Genomic DNA, 15,368 nt, shown 5'->3' on the forward strand with positions numbered 1-15,368 from the left:
GGTTCACTTCATGTGCGTCCACACACTCACCATGCCCCTGAACAAGGTCGCCACACAGACCTAACGGAGTCCTACTAGTCGGCCGCGAACGCGAGTACATCGGCTGGTTCCTGAAGGTGAAGGCCCTGTCTCCCGACACGTTCGACGACGCCGAGCTCGACCACTGTGCGGCGGCCGTCGCCGTCGACGGCAGCCTGCGCACTTCCCTCGCGTACTACCGAGACGCCGCGGAGTCAGCCCGCAAGAACCGCGAGGCGCTCAAGTGGCGGCGCCTGACCGTGCCCATCCTCGGAATCTCCAGCAGCCACGGCCCCGTTCCGGACATGTCTGCCTCCATCAGTCCATGGGCCGACAACACCACCCGAATCGTCGCGCCCGACGCTGGACACTTCACCCCCGACGAGGAGCCCGAAGCTGTCGCTGCCGCGATAACAGACTTCATCGCCGACGACGACTGACTCTCGTCGAACCTACCCGGCCGCGCCGCCCAAGGGCGCGCGGAACTCAGACCACTACTCCAGCCGTAGATCACGACCTGGCATGGTGTCATCTGCATTGAATCGGCTGCCGAGGACGATGGCCAGGTGCATCGGCATGTTCCGGATCTACTGTTTCAGCGGTTGCCCGGGTTGGTTCGGTGGCACGGCTGGATGTGTTGCTCAGCGGCGTCGAACGCGGGCGCGAGCGGGGCCAGTGCCGTGTGGAGCTGGTGGCAGGTGGCCGGAGGGTACGACCAGCCCTCCGGCGGCGAAATCCTCGGCGGCCTCTGCATTCTGGGCCGACCGGAGCCGGCCCGCCAGCGCGATGCGAACTGCCGCGGCCACGCTTGCCGCGAGGACGGGAGCTGTGTGCGCTTCGGCGTCGTCCAGGCGTTCGGCGATCACTGCCGTGAGAGGGGGCTCGATGCCGACGGTGGTGTCGAGGAACGCGCCGCGCAGCGCGGTCTGGGTGGTGATCAGCAGCAGCGCCTGGCGTTTGCGCTCGCCGGTGTTCGTGTACTGCTCGACCACTGCTTCGGTGACGGCGTCAGCCAGGAGCACCGCGACCGCCGCCGCGATGCGCGCCTCCCGGTCCGCGGTAACAGCGCAGACGATCGCCTGCTCGCGGCTGGCGAAGTAGTTGTTGCAGGTGAGCGGCGAGGCCGGTACCTGGCGCCGCGGCGCGTCGAGTGCCTGCTGCCGGGTGGCCGGGCGGCAAGGTCATGGTGCCAGCCGTGCGGGACCGCCCGAGGCGCCCTACCCAGGAACACGCGGAACTCACATGTTCATGCCCGGAGAGCGCCGGTTAGGAGCTCAGGCATGGAGAGTCTACTCCGGCCCTTGTTCGTGATCGGCGGCTCGGTTCTGTTCACCCTGGCCATCGGCTGGGCCAGCGACCGGCTGCTGCGCAAGGCCGACGAACGCCACCACGACACACCGCTGTGGGGGCTGCTGCGCCGCGCCCGCTTTCCCTACCAGCTTGTGCTGTGCGCCGCCCTGCTGCGAGGGTCGTACGACCAGGCGAAGCTCCTGGAACGGCACCAGGCCGGCATCGGCCGGACCCTGACGCTTGTGCTGATCGGCGCCGCCGCCTGGCTGGTGATCCGGATCGCCGGTGCGGTCGTCGAGACCAGCTACAGCCGCTACGCCCGGGCGCACCGGGACGCGGCCCGGGTGCGCAGAGTGCGCACTCAGGTCGAACTGATCATGCGGGTGGTCTCCGCGATCGTCATGGTCGTGGCGATCGCCGCGATGCTGCTGACCTTCCCGGCGATGCGTGCGGCCGGCGCCTCGCTGCTGGCATCGGCTGGCATCCTCGGCATCGTGGCCGGCGTCGCCGCCCAGTCGACCCTGTCGAATCTGTTCGCCGGGTTGCAGATCGCCTTCGGTGACATGGTGCGCATCGGCGACACGGTCGTCGTGGACGGCGAATGGGGCACGGTCGAGGAGATCACCCTGACCTTTCTGACGGTGCGGACCTGGGACGAGCGCCGGATCACCATGCCGGTGTCGTACTTCACCTCCAAACCCTTCGAGAACTGGTCGCGCGGCACGCCGCAGATGACCGGGACCGTCCACTGGCACCTCGACCACGGCGCACCCGTCGAGGCGATGCGCGAGAAGCTGTATGACATCCTGCGCGAGAGCCCGGCCTGGGACGGCCGCGCCTACAGCCTGGTGGTGACGGACACCACGCCGAACACCATCCAGGTGCGGGCGCTGATGACCGCGAAGGACTCCGACGACATCTGGGCGGTACGGGTCGCGGTCCGCGAGCGGATGCTCACCTGGCTGGTGGCGCAGCACCCCTACGCACTGCCCCGCGTCAACACCTCGGAGGCGGCCCTTCCGCCGCGACACCTCCCGTCTCCCGACGGAGTCCACCTCCACAAGGACCGCGAATTCCCGCGCAGCGGCCGGAACTGACTGCCAAGCCCTCCAATGGCCGTGCTCGGCAACGCGGTTGACCTGGATGACCTGTGAGGTGACATGCCCGGCGCCGGGCGAGGCCGGTCGGTGCAGGGCCGCGGCCACGTCGCCCGGTATCCAGGGCCTACCGGTCACCGTTCCGGCGACGAGCCTCTGTCGCCGGGCCTCGTCCACGGTGTCGCTGAAGAACGCGGCATTCTCGACATACCGCGGCGCGACCACGTACACGGCGATGCCGCGCGGGCCCAGGCACCGGGCCAGGTGGTGGGCGTACGGATGCAGTCCGGCCTTGGCTGCCGCGTAGGTGCCGGTGCCCGAACCCCGGTAGGCGGCGATGGAACTGACGAAGAGCATCCGGCCGCCGGGCGCGGCGACGGCATGCAACGGCCCCAAACGGCCTACCTCATTCGCCGGACAGACCCGCTGTCTGCCCAGCACGTTGGCAAAGGGCCTGCTTGAACTCGGGGCAGGCCGCCATCTCTACCGAACCCGGGGCGGCTCAGGTGCCTGTGGCGCGCTGAGGTCGGGACGGCATGCGATCAGCCTGCCCCGTTGGGAGCGGCGTGATGCCCGGGGACTGGTCCGGTGGGGGACGTGGTCGGTGATGGTGGCCGGTTCTGCGGCGCGGGCATTGGTACCGAGAGTAGAACGACGAGGCCGGGGTATCCGCGCTGCTGTCGGCCTGCAAGCAACCGTCGCGACATGGGAGGGATCCAGGGATGGCACTCATGAGCACTTCCGGAACACACATGGCTGGGCTGCCGGAAGTCGTCGATCCCTGCCAGGTAGCACCCAAGGACGCCCGCGAACTGTCCAGGCCCTTCTTCGACCAATTGCAGCAACTGGAAGAGGGCACGACGGAGTACAGCTATGCGCGCAACACGCTAATCGAGATGAACATGTCTCTGGTCCGGTATGCGGCGGGCCGGTTCCGCTGCCGTGGCCAGCAGGAGATGGAGGACATTGTCCAGGTCGGCATGATCGGGCTGATCAAGGCGATCGACCGGTTCGAACTGTCCCGCGAGGTCGAGTTCACCTCCTTCGCCATCCCCTACATCGTGGGTGAGATCAAGCGGTTCTTCCGCGACACCACCTGGGCCGTGCATGTACCGCGCCGCCTTCAGGAGGCCCGCGTCCAGCTGGCCCGCGCCACCGAGGAACTCCAGAGCTGTCTGGGCCGTAACCCAACGGTCAAAGAACTGGCGGAGCTGATGAGCCTTCCTGAGGAGGAGGTCGCCGAGGCCCGGCTGGCGTCCAACGGCTACAACTCGGCGTCCTTGGACGCAGCCATCAGCAACAGCGACGACGGCGAAACCGTCCTCCAGGACTTCATCGGCACCGAGGACCAGGCCCTGGAACTGGTGGAGGACTTCCACGCCCTGGGCCCACTGATCGATGAACTCAACGAGCGGGACCGGCAGATCATTCACCTGCGGTTCGTGGAGGAACTCACTCAGGCCCAGATCGGCGAACGTCTCGACGTCTCCCAGATGCACGTCTCCCGCCTGCTGACCCGCACCCTGACCCGGCTGCGCGAGGGCATGCTCACCACCCGATGACCGTCATGCCGAGCTGGCGGTGGCGCCCACCGCTTCCGCGGCATACTCATCACCAGCAGTCTGCCCGGTGAACGGCGGGGACGGCACAGGCCAGGCCATCTATGGCCTGTTGCGTTGGCTGGTCCGAGAGTCGAAGGGCTGGGGCGAGGATCCCGGCGCGGTCGTGATGGGCAGCCGGACGGTGCATGCCCCGGTCAACGCGCTGGCTGAACCCGGTGCGGGAGTGCCTGTGAGGAGCGAACGTGGGCAACCTACCCCTGACGCAGGAATACCCGTACTCATGAGGGCAAGGCTTGTCAAGCGTGTAGTGGGTCCCTGGCCTTCGGGTTCTGGGTGTGTGGGCGTCAGCCCGAGTCGATCCCGTCTTGCGTCACGGTCCGGAAGAGAGGCGCAGTTGGCGGCCCTGCCGGGTTTCGTAGCGGACGTCGGGGAACGCGGTGTGGAGCGCGGCTGCGAACGCGGCCAGCTCGAGGTTCCAGCCGGCGGGGTGCTTGGCGGGTGCGTAGAGCAGGCAGGTGGTCTGGTATTCGTCGAGGTCCACAGCGGAAGGCGTTCTTCGTCGTTCGCGTTCGGGGTCAGGGCACGTACCGGGAGGTTCCCTTGACTTCCTGAGCCGCCATGAGCGTCTGCCAGTAGGCAGCCACGTCGTTGTCGTTGGTGATGATCTGCAGGCCGAGGATCTGCTTGTGTTCCTTCATGGCCTGCCCCTAGTCGCCAAGTTCATCCTCTTCCTTGACGACGAGGATGTCCCGGAGCAGGTCGGTGGGATCGGTCCGGGCCAGCCGTCGGGACGTGACCAGGGAGCAGCCCCATGGGCAGGCGGGCGGTGGTGAGGGTGTGGGGACAACCTCTTGAGCATGGAGGCTTCGTGACGGACACGATCCGGCTTGAGCACTTGCCGGAGCGACTGGGACAGATCCGGCACCTTGTTGAGGAGATCTGGCGGCGGAAGGCGGCGGCGTACCCGCCTGTGAAGCTGTCGCAGCGCCGTCGCCGAGCGCGACAGTACCCCGGCGGCCGGCGGAACCCGCTGCGGCAGCTCGCGCGCTACCGCAGGCGCCGCCGGGGGTGAACCGAACGACGCGCGCAGGCTCGGTCGACGTGCGGCATCACGGCGACCGAGTCCACCAGCCGCACCAGCCGGGGCGGTCGATGGTCGGCGGGCTCACCGGGGTGGCTGCACGTGTCGTGGATCGCGGGTCGGCCTCTTGGCGGGTGGGTTCCGCTTTTTCTCACCCGTTCGGTGCGGTGGAAACGCCGGGAATTGGTGGGCGTGAACGATGATCATTTGAAGACGCGACCTAGTAGGACTCCGTTAGGTCTTCACGTCGGGCCTGTCCGGGAGCATGTTGGGTACGTGGACGCACTTCAAGTGAACCGGGTCCGGGCGACGTTGGCGTTATTCGTGGCCAACGTGTTCGCCTCGGTGCCCCGGAAGGACCAGCGGGTCAAGGGCGACTGTTACCTGCGGGGACTAATGCTGGATGGTCGTCGCAAGTCGATACAGGCGATGGCTTCGCGGTTGCCGGACGGCAACGAGCAGAACCTGCAGCAGTTCGTGAACCAGTCCACGTGGGATCCGGTGCCGGTGCAGCGGCGCATCTGCGAGCGGATGCTGCCGCTGATCGGCCCGGCGGCCTGGGTGATCGATGATGTGTCGGTGCCCAGGGACGGTCGGATGTCGGTCGCCGTGGCTCCGCAGTACTGCGGGGCGTTGGGCAAGCGGGCGAACTGCCAGGTCGCGGTCAGTGTCCACGCCGCCACCGATGCCGCCTCCTGCCCGCTTCAATGGCGTCTGTTCGTGCCGGAGGAGTGGACCTCGGACACCGACCGCCGGACCGCCACTCGCATTCCGCCCGAGGTCACGCACCGCGAGAAGTGGCGCCTGGCGCTGGACATGCTCGACACGCTGGCGGACTGGGGCATGAGGCCGCCGGCCGTCGTGGCCGACGCCGCCTACGGTACCAACGCACACCTGCGGGCCGCGCTGTCGGAGCGTGGAATCGGCTACGTGCTGGCCGTCCGAACGGATGTGTCCGCCCACCCGTTCGACGCAGAGCCTGTGGCCCCGCCCCGCAACGGGCCCATCGGATGCTGGCCCCAGCCCCGCTACCGTCATCCCGCAGCGTCGGTGGCGGACCTGGCCGTCGGCCTCGGACAGGATTCCTTCACCGCCCTGACCTGGCGGCAGGGCTCGCGAGGGGAGTTACGCTCCCGCTTCGCCGCTGTGCGCGTCCGCCCTGCCGGCAAGGCCGTCGAGCGTCCGGTCAAAGCCGCCGCTTCGGCCGGGCAGGGCTGGTGGGACGGGGTCCTGCCGGACTGCTGGCTGCTGGTCGAATGGCCCGAAGACGCCGAGGCCCCCACCGAGTACTGGCTGTCCAACCTGCCGGCCGACACCCCGATCGTCGACCTGGTGCAGCTGGCCAAGGTCCGCTGGCGCATCGAGCACGATTACCGCGAGCTCAAGCACGGTCTCGGCCTGGATCACTTCGAAGGCCGTTCCTGGCCCGGCTGGCACCACCATGTCACGCTCGTGACCGCCGCCCACGCGTTCCTCACCGAACAGCGCCTGGTCCCAAAAGTCCCCGCACCGGTCTCAGCCTCTACCAACTGCTCGACACCCTCCAAGACGTCCTGAGGTGCTGGACCGGTATCTGCACCACTTGCCAACAACCACTGCCCAGCAGAACCCTCGGGACCTCAAGATCAAGACAGACCTAACGGAGTCCTACTAAGGGCTGTCCCGTAAATGATCTCGACAGCGATGAGGAGGCAGTCGGCCGTCGTATGGCTGGCTGGTCTATCCGGCGAGGGTGAGGTTGTGCAGGCGGGCAATGCCGCGCATGGCATGGTGAACGCCGTCGCCCTTGAGTCGGCAGTCCCGCAGGATCTTCCAGCTCTTCATCCTCGCGAATGCGTGCTCGACACGGGCCCGCACCTGCTTGTGGGACTTGTTGTGCGCCCCCTTCCGGGCGGACAGTTCCTCGCCCTTTCGCCGGCGATGAGGCATCTCCAGGCCGGTGTCCGGGTAGCCACCGTCGGCGATCGTGGTGGTGTTTCCGACGGCCGCCTTGCCACCGGATTCCTCCCACGCCTTGCAGTCGGCGCGGTTGCCGGGAAGCGGCCGGCCGACCACGACGACGAGGCGGGTATCGGCGTGAATGACGACCTGGTGGTTGGTGGAGTACCGGTAATTCTTGGACTGTTCGGCCACCGTGTGGTCGCGGGTGGGGACCAGGGTGCCGTCAACGATGAGGACGGCGTCCTTGCAGAACCGCTTGCGGGGCTGGAGCGCGAGCATGGGGCCCAGCTGGTCGATGATCCTGTCCGCGGCCGACTTCGAGATGCCAAACAGCGGGGCGAGCTGGCGCAGCGTCAAGTTGGTACGCCAGTAGGCCGCGACCATCAGCACCCGGTCCTTCAACGGTAGACTCCACGGCGGTCCTCTTCGGACCGCGTCCGCTCCTTCACGGCGCACCATCCTCACCAACTTGTCGAAGCAGCGCGGGTTCAGCCCAGTGAACGGGGCTATCCAGACACCTCAGGCTCTCATCGCGTCAAGCCGCCGGGGCGAGTTGGGTCGGGAAGGCGGTGAGTTCCTCGAATAACTCTCGCTTCCGCAGGCAGTGGTAGAGCTGTCCCAACATTCGGTTGAAGAGATTGCGCTGAGCGGCTGCGTGCCAATCCCCGTGAGCGCGCCTTCGCCGATAGTGGGCTTCGGCGCCTGGTGAGGCGGTGATTGCGGAGAAGGCCCAGAGATAGCCGGCGTGGTTGAGACGGTCGTTCTTGACCCACCGGCGGGTGATGCTGGACTTCTTCCCTGAGGCGCTGGTGATGGGAGAAGACCCGGCGTATGCCTTCAGGCCGCGGGCGTCGGCGAACCTGCTGCGGTCGTCTCCGAGCTCGGCGAGCACCCGGGCGCCGAGCTGCACGCCGAGGCCGGGGAAGCTGAGGATGATCTCAGCGTCCGGGTGCTGAGGGAACACCTCTTGCACCGCCTCAGCTAGGTCGTCGGCGGCTGTGCAGGCGGCCTCCAGCTGGACCAGGAGGGCGAGCATCTGCTTGCCGAGCGCATCCTCGACGGGTGGTGGCTGGTGGGTCCAGCCGGACTGGAACACCTCGCGAAGTCGTTCGACTTCAGTGGCGATGCCGCGCAGGCGGCCGGCTCGCTTGAGTGCCACCTGCAGCTGCGTGCGGGCGAGACAGGCAGCCTGTGCAGGCGTCGGTGCCGCCTTGAGGATCTGGTGCGCCTCCCTGCGGCACAGGCCGTTCTTCCAGGACTCGAACGCCCCCAACGCGGCCGGGTAGTACTCCCGCAGCAGGGATCGGAGCTGGTTGGAGATCTGCTGGCGGTTCCATATCGCGTCCTGTTGGGCGCGGGCCAGGACAGCGACGGCGCGAGCCAGGTCGCTGTCCTGCGACAGCGACCGATGGGCGTGCATGTCAGTGCGGGGGATGTTCGCCAAAACCAGGGCATCGCCGGGGTCGGACTTCTTGCGGGACACCGAGTGCCGGTCGCGGTAGCGGGCGGCGGCCATGGGGTTGATCGCGAACACCTGCCGCTTGCCCGTGCGCAGCGCGGCAACCAGCAGCCCGCGGGAGGTCTCGATCGCGACCGGGACCGGTGTCTCCTCGGTGTCGCCGTACTCGGCGAGCAGGGTCCAGCCGGACCTTGTATCCGGCCGCGTCGTCGGTGATATGGCGTTTGGCCAGTAACTGGCCGCTGTCGTCGACCAGGGCCACGTCGTGTGTTCTGTCCGCCCAGTCGACACCGCAGTAGATCAAGACGTCCTCCCCATCTCCGAATGTTTAGGCTGGCCACGAGCGCAATGCGGGCCACGCAGCGACCTAATCCCAGGACTCGGCGCGAGACCGGTCCGCCACCTCAGTAGCTGTTCGTGGCACCAGCTCACCCCGCGGGCCCCGGTCTGTGTTGGAGCTGAAGCGGCTCGGGCATCGCAAGGGGTCACCGTGCGGCGGGCTCGCACCACCAAGACCAACGAACTATCAGGCAAGCGGTGTTGACGAGGGTGGCCATCACGAGGACGCCGGACACCGCCGCTCTGGATAAAGGGATCGAGTGCCCGGACGGCTCAAGACGTCAGTCCGGCGCCCACGTGATCACCACCGCAAACCATCGTTCACCGCTCGAACAGCGCGTTCGGGACCCATGTCCCTCTTGGCCGTCGATATCACCGGATCAGGACGGCTCCGACGCCGTGATCACACCAGTCACGATCGAGATCATCCCGCAGCATGGCGACTATGGAGCCCCCATCAGGCAGATCTACCGGCCGAAGCCTCTCCACCGCGTTCCCATGGCCTACCGCTCACGAAGTCCCACCGGACGGTTGAACATCTCCGTAGATGCGAAAGCCGTGAAACCTGCGGTGTGGGAGTGCGGCGTAGAACTCTTCTGCGGTATCAGTGACCAGGTCCATGCGCATGGCTCCGCAGCGGCGAAGAGTCTCCTGAACCAGACTGCGGCCGATACCTGTGCGACGGCGGTCGTGGGCCGTGGCAAGCAGTGACAGGTGCGCCTGTACGACACCATCGGTCAGAGCTTGCGCAAAGCCGACAACTCGAGTGCCTTCAACCGCGACGAGCGCCACCACGCCCGGTGCAGTCAGGCTGGCCTCGGCCCGCTCGGGGCTGGCAGAGAAGGTGAACCATCCCTCACTACGACACAGGTCGAGGACTCCAGCGAGGTGAGCGGGATCGAAGGGGACGACGTCAGCCATGAGCGCGATTGTCCTCCTGCGGCGGCCTACCCAATATCGGGACAGCCCTTAGGCGCGGACCTCGCCCCGCCACTCCTCGAAGTCGTCGAACCATTCGAGCGCGTCGCGCAGACGGTGGTCCGGGCCGACGGCGAAGAGGGAGAGGATCTCCGAGATCGGCTCCACGTACGGCCGGGGATCGTCGCCCCTGGCTTCCTCCTTCTCCAGTGCCACCAGCTCCTGTTCCGTCATCGTCTCCAGGGAGACGATCAGGATCGGCTGCCCGCCCACCGGGAGTTCGGGGTCCGGCGGCGTGGGGACGCAGCGCCACTGGGCGCCGTACGGGCGCAGCAGTGTCTCGCCCACGTACCAGGCCGCGAGCGACAGCAGCGGTCCGTCGGCGGCATCGTTCGCGTCCTCCCAGGTGGCGAAGGTACTGCGGAGCAGCGCTTCGAGCCGGTCGAGGGTGTCGATCGTGAAGTCCCAGCCGCCGCCGTGCTCCGCGGCCCACGCGGGAAAGGCCTCCCGCTGTGTGGCGAGCCAGGTGTTCAGCCGGGGATTGTCAGCCCACTCGGGCGTGTCGATCGGGTTCATGAGGCGAGCGTAGGGAGTGGAACTCACGAGGGTGTAAAGACCTTGTGAGTAAACAGAGGTGGCATGGGACACGCCAAGAAACTACGGGACGTAGTAGCTTCCTCCTCCCTAGTGTGGGGGCCTTGACGGCGCCTCACATGCTTCGGGGGCCCCTGGCGCCGCCAACTTCCCATTCGTGGGGCTCCGTTGGAGAGCGCACGTGACCACCAGAACCGAAGCGGGGCCGGCACCGATACCGGCACCTCGCCGCAGAAACCCGTGGCTGAACGCCGCCCTCGCCCTCGCCTGCACCAGCGCCCTGACCTTCACCGGCCTCGCATCCCTGCAAGGCACGGCCTATGCGGCCAAGGGCAGGCGCTGCGACCAGATGTACAACCTGAACGGCAACACCGCCGCCGACGAGTCCCTGCCCTGGAACAGCGGCGTCGACGTACGCGACCAGGCCGACTGGGACTCGTACGACTTCGACGCGCCGCGGCAGGCTCTGGCCGGGCTCACCCTGCCGGACGACCCGGTCGAACAGAGGAAGATCCTCAGCACGATCACCAAGCCGTACAAGAAGTACCCGGCGAACAGCCGGGAGCGGGTGCTCGCCCAGTGGCGGGACTACCTCAAGAAGAACGCGAACAACCCGAACCGCAAGTACACCAACTTCGAGGACTGGCTGCGCGACGGCTGGATCCTGCCGAACAACAACAACAAACGCGGCAACGCCTTCGAGCGGAAGGCGGTCAGCGATCTGGGGCTCCTCGGACCCGACTGGCTGTGCCAGGAGGACGTCAAGGTCCTGGACGAGAACGGCAAGCCCGTGATGTACAAGGGCAAGCCACTCGTGCGCCGGTACGACGCCGTGAACTACAAGACCAACGAGTTCGTCGAGTTCAAGGCGGGCGGCGGTCGCGACACCAACCAGGACTTCGCCAACAAGGCGTTTCTGGAGGATCCGCAGCGCAGCAACGCCCGCCTGATCTACGTCAACGGCGAGAAGCAGACCAACGCCACCTCCGACTACCTGAAGAACCTCGGGAACGAGGTGAGCAAGGACTCCGAGGGCCGCCCCCGCGTCGTCGGCTACGAACACATCTCCACCGGCGAGCCCGACTTCCAGCGCGGACCGTACTCCGCGGCCGACCCGAACCTGAGCACCGGTGACGAGCCCGCCCCCGAGGGCGGCGCCGCCCAGGTCATCGACGGGTCCGAGGACACGCCGGGTGAGATGGCCGACGAGCAGCAGCTCATCAACGAAGAGGACATCGACGGCGAGGGCATCCACGGCCCCGGCGGCGTCGACTTCTCCACCCTGTCCCTCTCCTACGTCGGCAAGCCCGTGCGCGGCAGGAACCTCGACTACGCGTACTCGGCGGCCCAGGTCGACGAGTCCGCCGGTCTCGGCTACGGCGGCAAGCAGAAGGCGCAGCTGATCTCCGACGCCTTCTTCACCTGGCTGGCGCTGACGCCCGACAAGTTCTGGGTGAACCTCAACCCGGACCAGCCCGACAAGGTCATGGACGCGACGTTCGGCAAGACCGACGCCGGACGCGTACTCCTCCAGGCCGACCTGCAGATGAAGCACGACTACGCCAGGGACCTGGACCCGCGCCAGGGCATCGGGCAGCAGCTCATGGACGCGATCCGGCGGGCCGGTCTGCCCTGCGGATCTGTCGAGCGCAACTGGATCGTGCCGAAGCCCGCGCAGGTGCGCGCCGACAGCAACGGCCTGTACATCCTGTCCGCCCCGCTCCAGGTCAACTCGGTGGCTGCGGTGGTCAAGACGCCGACTCCGAACAGCTGCACCTTGTCGGCCGCCCAGCGCCTCACCTACCAGACGCTGGTACGGCAGCTCGTCGTCCCGGACATCGAGAAGAAGATCAACACCGCGCCGCAGTACGCGGACCTGCGCCGCGTCTACAGCGCCCGGGTCGCCGCCGAGTACGTCCGCCAGGCGGACGCGCAGGCGGCCACCGACTACCGGCCGATCATCAACAGCAACAACGTGGCCAAGTGGCCGCTGCGGGGCGCCAACCGCACCTGGACTCCGCGCCAGACCTGGGAGGAGTACTACAAGTCCTTCACCCAGGGCGACTACAGCTACCCCTGCGGGCAGAAGATCTGCGTGCTGGGCGGCGTCGACTTCTCCAAGGCGCCGAAGCACAACATCTCCAGTGCCCAGTTCACGGTCGAGCACAAGAACCTGCCGCGTTCCACGAAGACGGCCGCGAAGGCGATGGCGCCCAACGCGGACAACAATCACCTGCTGCTGATGGGCGGCGGAGGCAAGCAGACCAGCGGTGGCGGCGGTGGCGGCGGGGGCCACAGCCCCACACCGTCTCCCACCCACAGCACCCCGCCCTCCGGCCAGCCGTCCACCCCGGCGAGCCACACACCGAGCCCCGGGCACAGCAACCCGGCACCCGGCACGCCCGGGCCGTCCACCCCGCCCGAGAAGAACGGCGGCGGCCTGGCCGCCACCGGCACCGAGGCCTCGGCCCTCGCGGGCATCGCTGCGGTACTCCTCGCGGCCGGCGCGGCGCTCGTGTGGTGGCGACGGCGCCGTACTGACAGCTGATCGCCGATCACTGAGCACCGACAGCGGTGCGCAACCTACAGTGCCGCCCCGCCGGATTCCGTCCGGCGGGGCGGCACGCGCTCCGGCGGGGCTTCGTACTGCGTCGGCTACGTGGAGACCCGTGATCGTCCGTTGGCCGGTGGCAGGAGGGTGATCGCGACATTCTGGTGGTGTTACAGCGCGGCCCATTGACCAACACCGCCTTCACCGACGACGAACGTCTCGAACGCACCCTCCGCCGGGGCCTGCATCCGAAGAGGTTAGCGGGCGGGTTGCGGGGCGGGTGTTGCCGGGGCGGCCGCGTCTTTGCGGGTCTCGCGCAGCATCAGGAGGCCGTTGACGACCATGAGTGTCGCGGTCAGGCAGTGGACGCCGAGCGCGGTGGCCACGGAGCCGTGGTGCGCCAGCACGGTGGTCATGTCGCCGTAGGCGGCGAGGGCCTCCACCAGCAGTACCCAGCCCATCGCCCGGCGGTGGCCCGTCACCAGCAGGATGGCCAGGACCAGGGCCAGGACGACGTCGCGGATTCCCTTGATGATCAGGAAGCCGCCGCCGTCGCCGGACGGCCAGCTCGGCAGGCCGAAGCCCGGTGCCGTCGTCTGCGGGCTGAGGATGAACTCTGTCCCGAACCAGAGGATGAAGAGGATGAAGGCGGCGGCCAGGACGGTGTTGATCTTCTTCAGCGACATTGTTCTTCTCCTTGCGCGTCTTTGCCGGCTTGGTGAGTCTCGTGGAGCGTGCTGAGTCGTGCAGGGCCCGATCAGGCCGCGCGGACGCGGCTGATCGAGGGGTGTGGAGTGTCGGGGTCGCAGTTGTGGGATCCGAGCGGCAGCCGCATTCCCGGATATCGGGATCTCGACGGCCGGATGCCGCCCGGGGTGGGGGTTGTGCGCCACCGGCGCGGGGCCGGCCCGGGGGCAGAAATCCGAAGCCCTGTCGGGCTCGCCCCGACGGCGAAAGCCGTCGACATAGGAGTGAACCAGTGGCTGTCGGGGCGGCTTTGGTATCAGGTGAGGGCGGTGACCGGCTGGGCGGAGGCGGCGATGATGACGGCGGTGATGCGGGCATTGTCGTGGCGGTCCCGGCGGTTTGTGTGCTGCTTCCAGTTGGCGGGCTGGTTGTCAGGGGTCGGCGTCTTGCCGCGGTTGTGGATCGGGACCGGCGGCAGGATCGATATGATCAGGCTGGGGACCAGCAGCGCGCCGGCGGTGAGGCCGAGGCCGTGGTGAACTGGTCGCTGGAGCGCCCGTTACGCCCGTGGCCGTGACGGAGGAGCCGCTCTGCCGAGCATGGCGTGTCCGGGCGCGGCCGTGCTGACACGTCGATGGCGAGGACCAGTCGGCCGTCCGGAGAGCGCGGCAGCGGCAGCCCGGCCGGCAGCGCACGCAGCCGGTCGGCGTCGATGCAGCCCCGGTTGAGATCGCCGTACGGTCCGCCGTGCCCCGGTCGGTGTTCGGGCAGCACGTCAGGTCGTCCGGTGACGTCACCGGACCGTCCGAGCACAGCACCGCGTCGGTCGCGACTACGAACGCGATCCCTTCACCAGTGAAGCCGTGATCCGCTGAGCGGCCATCGGCCTCACGATCCGGCGCCGCCCGGGGTGAGGAGTTCCATGAGGTGTCCGTCGGGGTCGTGGAAGTAGGTGCCCCTGCGGCCTTCGGTGTGCTTGCTGTGATAGACCTGCCCGATCTCTTGGCATGCGGGATCGCCGTAGTGGGTGGTTCCGCCGTGCTGGATGCGGGCGAGGGCGGCGTCGAACTCCTGCTCGCTGACCATGAACGCGTAGTGGTGTGGCTCGAAGTCGTCCCGCTGGTCGTAGTCCAGGCTGACCTGGTTTGCCAGCGTGACCGGCGTGAAGTGCGCCAGCGGTGGATCAACACTCAGGCCGAGGATATCGGCCAGGAACTGCGCCGAGGCTTGCGGGTCACGGGCGGGGACGATGGTGTGATTCAGTTCCACGGTCATAGTGACTCCTCTTCAGGGGCGGGACTACGCGTATGGTGGGCGGCCTTGGCGACCCGGCCTGGTGCGTGGATGCGCGACTGTCTGGGGGAGGTCAGGGCTGCTCCGGCTGCCCTGTCCCGGCTATGGCTGCCGTGTCATACGTCGATCCGCTCGAAGATGTGCGGGTACGACATGACGTCGTCGGGGGACTGGGCCACCATGTGCTGGAACTCCGGGCTGGCGAACGCCGTGGCGAGCGCTTCGGTCGACTCCCAGACCGCGATGTTCATCAGGAGCCGGCTGTCCGCCGTTCCCTTGTGCATCTGCAGGGAGACGAATCCCGGCTGAGCCTTCATGAACTCGGCCTGCCTGCGGAAGAGGGCGAGGAACGACTCGGTCCGCTCCTTCGGGACGAAGAAGGTGTTGGCCAGGACGATGGGTCCGGTCTTCTGCGTGAACTGCGCGAACATCGGCGTGTGCGGGTCGAGGCTCTGCAATGTGGCCATTTGCGGTACGTCCTCTCGCTGTCGGTCGGTGGGGGTCGCCGGGGTGCATGTCCTGGGAGAAGTCCTGGTCT

Annotated in this window: 12 protein-coding genes and 5 pseudogenes; 5 read left to right on the forward strand and 12 right to left on the reverse strand. The window is 67.7% G+C overall.

Annotated features, from left to right (window positions below; all coding sequences use genetic code 11):
- Positions 1 to 71: 71 nt before the first annotated feature.
- Positions 72 to 458 (forward strand): annotated as a pseudogene (locus tag BIV25_RS45755) (alpha/beta fold hydrolase); the annotation flags it as partial.
- Between the two features lie 155 nt (positions 459 to 613).
- Here the strand turns inward: BIV25_RS45755 and BIV25_RS45760 are convergent.
- Positions 614 to 1,139 (reverse strand): annotated as a pseudogene (locus BIV25_RS45760) (TetR family transcriptional regulator); the annotation flags it as partial.
- A gap of 159 nt (positions 1,140 to 1,298) precedes the next feature.
- Between BIV25_RS45760 and BIV25_RS53995 the strand changes: the two are divergent.
- On the forward strand, positions 1,299 to 2,405 hold the full coding sequence (locus BIV25_RS53995; RefSeq protein WP_071378531.1) for a mechanosensitive ion channel family protein: 1,107 nt from the start codon (positions 1,299 to 1,301) through the stop codon (positions 2,403 to 2,405).
- Between the two features lie 15 nt (positions 2,406 to 2,420).
- Here the strand turns inward: BIV25_RS53995 and BIV25_RS54000 are convergent.
- A pseudogene (locus tag BIV25_RS54000) lies at positions 2,421 to 2,783 on the reverse strand (SDR family oxidoreductase); the annotation flags it as partial.
- Between the two features lie 344 nt (positions 2,784 to 3,127).
- Here BIV25_RS54000 and BIV25_RS45770 point away from each other — a divergent pair.
- Positions 3,128 to 3,967: a SigB/SigF/SigG family RNA polymerase sigma factor gene (locus BIV25_RS45770; RefSeq protein ID WP_071378532.1), complete on the forward strand. Its 840-nt coding sequence runs from the start codon at positions 3,128 to 3,130 to the stop codon at positions 3,965 to 3,967.
- A gap of 370 nt (positions 3,968 to 4,337) precedes the next feature.
- Here the strand turns inward: BIV25_RS45770 and BIV25_RS51930 are convergent, their stop codons facing one another.
- Both BIV25_RS51930 and BIV25_RS54005 read right to left on the reverse strand, forming a co-directional pair.
- Positions 4,338 to 4,508, reverse strand: coding sequence for a hypothetical protein (locus BIV25_RS51930; protein ID WP_177235667.1), 171 nt, complete (start codon positions 4,506 to 4,508; stop codon positions 4,338 to 4,340).
- 34 nt (positions 4,509 to 4,542) lie between these two features.
- Positions 4,543 to 4,665 (reverse strand): restriction endonuclease fold toxin-2 domain-containing protein, encoded by a 123-nt coding sequence (locus BIV25_RS54005; RefSeq protein WP_256257224.1) that lies wholly within the window; start codon positions 4,663 to 4,665, stop codon positions 4,543 to 4,545.
- A gap of 659 nt (positions 4,666 to 5,324) precedes the next feature.
- Here BIV25_RS54005 and BIV25_RS45775 point away from each other — a divergent pair.
- A complete protein-coding gene (locus BIV25_RS45775; RefSeq protein WP_079177338.1) occupies positions 5,325 to 6,605 on the forward strand; it encodes an IS701 family transposase in 1,281 nt (426 codons plus the stop codon).
- A gap of 162 nt (positions 6,606 to 6,767) precedes the next feature.
- Here the strand turns inward: BIV25_RS45775 and BIV25_RS45780 are convergent, their stop codons facing one another.
- The 4 genes and pseudogenes from BIV25_RS45780 to BIV25_RS45790 form a co-directional block, all read right to left on the reverse strand.
- Positions 6,768 to 7,499, reverse strand: coding sequence for an IS5/IS1182 family transposase (locus BIV25_RS45780; RefSeq protein ID WP_071378534.1), 732 nt, complete (start codon positions 7,497 to 7,499; stop codon positions 6,768 to 6,770).
- A gap of 25 nt (positions 7,500 to 7,524) precedes the next feature.
- Positions 7,525 to 8,752 (reverse strand): annotated as a pseudogene (locus BIV25_RS45785) (IS110 family transposase).
- Positions 8,753 to 9,297: 545 nt separating this feature from the next.
- Positions 9,298 to 9,708 (reverse strand): GNAT family N-acetyltransferase, encoded by a 411-nt coding sequence (locus BIV25_RS48975; RefSeq protein ID WP_079177339.1) that lies wholly within the window; start codon positions 9,706 to 9,708, stop codon positions 9,298 to 9,300.
- Positions 9,709 to 9,756: 48 nt separating this feature from the next.
- Positions 9,757 to 10,281, reverse strand: a complete 525-nt coding sequence (locus tag BIV25_RS45790; RefSeq protein WP_071378535.1) for a hypothetical protein — start codon at positions 10,279 to 10,281, stop codon at positions 9,757 to 9,759.
- Positions 10,282 to 10,480: 199 nt separating this feature from the next.
- On the opposite strand from BIV25_RS45790, the gene BIV25_RS45795 reads away from it, so the two are divergent.
- Entirely contained in the window at positions 10,481 to 12,847 is a 2,367-nt protein-coding gene (locus BIV25_RS45795) for an LPXTG cell wall anchor domain-containing protein (RefSeq protein ID WP_071378536.1), read from the forward strand.
- 260 nt (positions 12,848 to 13,107) lie between these two features.
- Here the strand turns inward: BIV25_RS45795 and BIV25_RS45800 are convergent, their stop codons facing one another.
- From BIV25_RS45800 to BIV25_RS45815, 4 genes and pseudogenes are all read right to left on the reverse strand, one after another.
- Positions 13,108 to 13,536 (reverse strand): DUF4267 domain-containing protein, encoded by a 429-nt coding sequence (locus BIV25_RS45800; RefSeq protein ID WP_071378537.1) that lies wholly within the window; start codon positions 13,534 to 13,536, stop codon positions 13,108 to 13,110.
- 538 nt (positions 13,537 to 14,074) lie between these two features.
- Positions 14,075 to 14,382: pseudogene (locus tag BIV25_RS51935) on the reverse strand (transposase); the annotation flags it as partial.
- 43 nt (positions 14,383 to 14,425) lie between these two features.
- The gene (locus BIV25_RS45810) at positions 14,426 to 14,812 is read right to left on the reverse strand and encodes a VOC family protein (protein ID WP_071378539.1); all 387 of its coding nucleotides are present in this window, start codon (positions 14,810 to 14,812) and stop codon (positions 14,426 to 14,428) included.
- A 134-nt stretch (positions 14,813 to 14,946) separates the two neighbouring features.
- Complete coding sequence (locus BIV25_RS45815; protein ID WP_071378392.1) at positions 14,947 to 15,297, reverse strand: antibiotic biosynthesis monooxygenase; 351 nt, start codon at positions 15,295 to 15,297, stop codon at positions 14,947 to 14,949.
- Positions 15,298 to 15,368: the final 71 nt, after the last annotated feature.

The organism is Streptomyces sp. MUSC 14, from assembly GCF_001866675.1.
In the GTDB taxonomy this organism is placed as follows: Bacteria; Actinomycetota; Actinomycetes; order Streptomycetales; family Streptomycetaceae; genus Streptomyces.

What these genes read in the sequence shown, in the direction of transcription:
- BIV25_RS53995 (WP_071378531.1), top strand. Translation starts at nt 1,299, where the DNA reads ATGGAGAGTCTACTCCGGCCCTTGTTCGTGATCGGCGGCTCGGTTCTG.
- BIV25_RS45770 (WP_071378532.1), top strand. Translation starts at nt 3,128, where the DNA reads ATGGCACTCATGAGCACTTCCGGAACACACATGGCTGGGCTGCCGGAA.
- BIV25_RS54005 (WP_256257224.1), bottom strand. Translation starts at nt 4,665, where the DNA reads ATGAAGGAACACAAGCAGATCCTCGGCCTGCAGATCATCACCAACGAC.
- BIV25_RS48975 (WP_079177339.1), bottom strand. Translation starts at nt 9,708, where the DNA reads ATGGCTGACGTCGTCCCCTTCGATCCCGCTCACCTCGCTGGAGTCCTC.
- BIV25_RS45790 (WP_071378535.1), bottom strand. Translation starts at nt 10,281, where the DNA reads ATGAACCCGATCGACACGCCCGAGTGGGCTGACAATCCCCGGCTGAAC.
- BIV25_RS45800 (WP_071378537.1), bottom strand. Translation starts at nt 13,536, where the DNA reads ATGTCGCTGAAGAAGATCAACACCGTCCTGGCCGCCGCCTTCATCCTC.
- BIV25_RS45810 (WP_071378539.1), bottom strand. Translation starts at nt 14,812, where the DNA reads ATGACCGTGGAACTGAATCACACCATCGTCCCCGCCCGTGACCCGCAA.
- BIV25_RS45815 (WP_071378392.1), bottom strand. Translation starts at nt 15,297, where the DNA reads ATGGCCACATTGCAGAGCCTCGACCCGCACACGCCGATGTTCGCGCAG.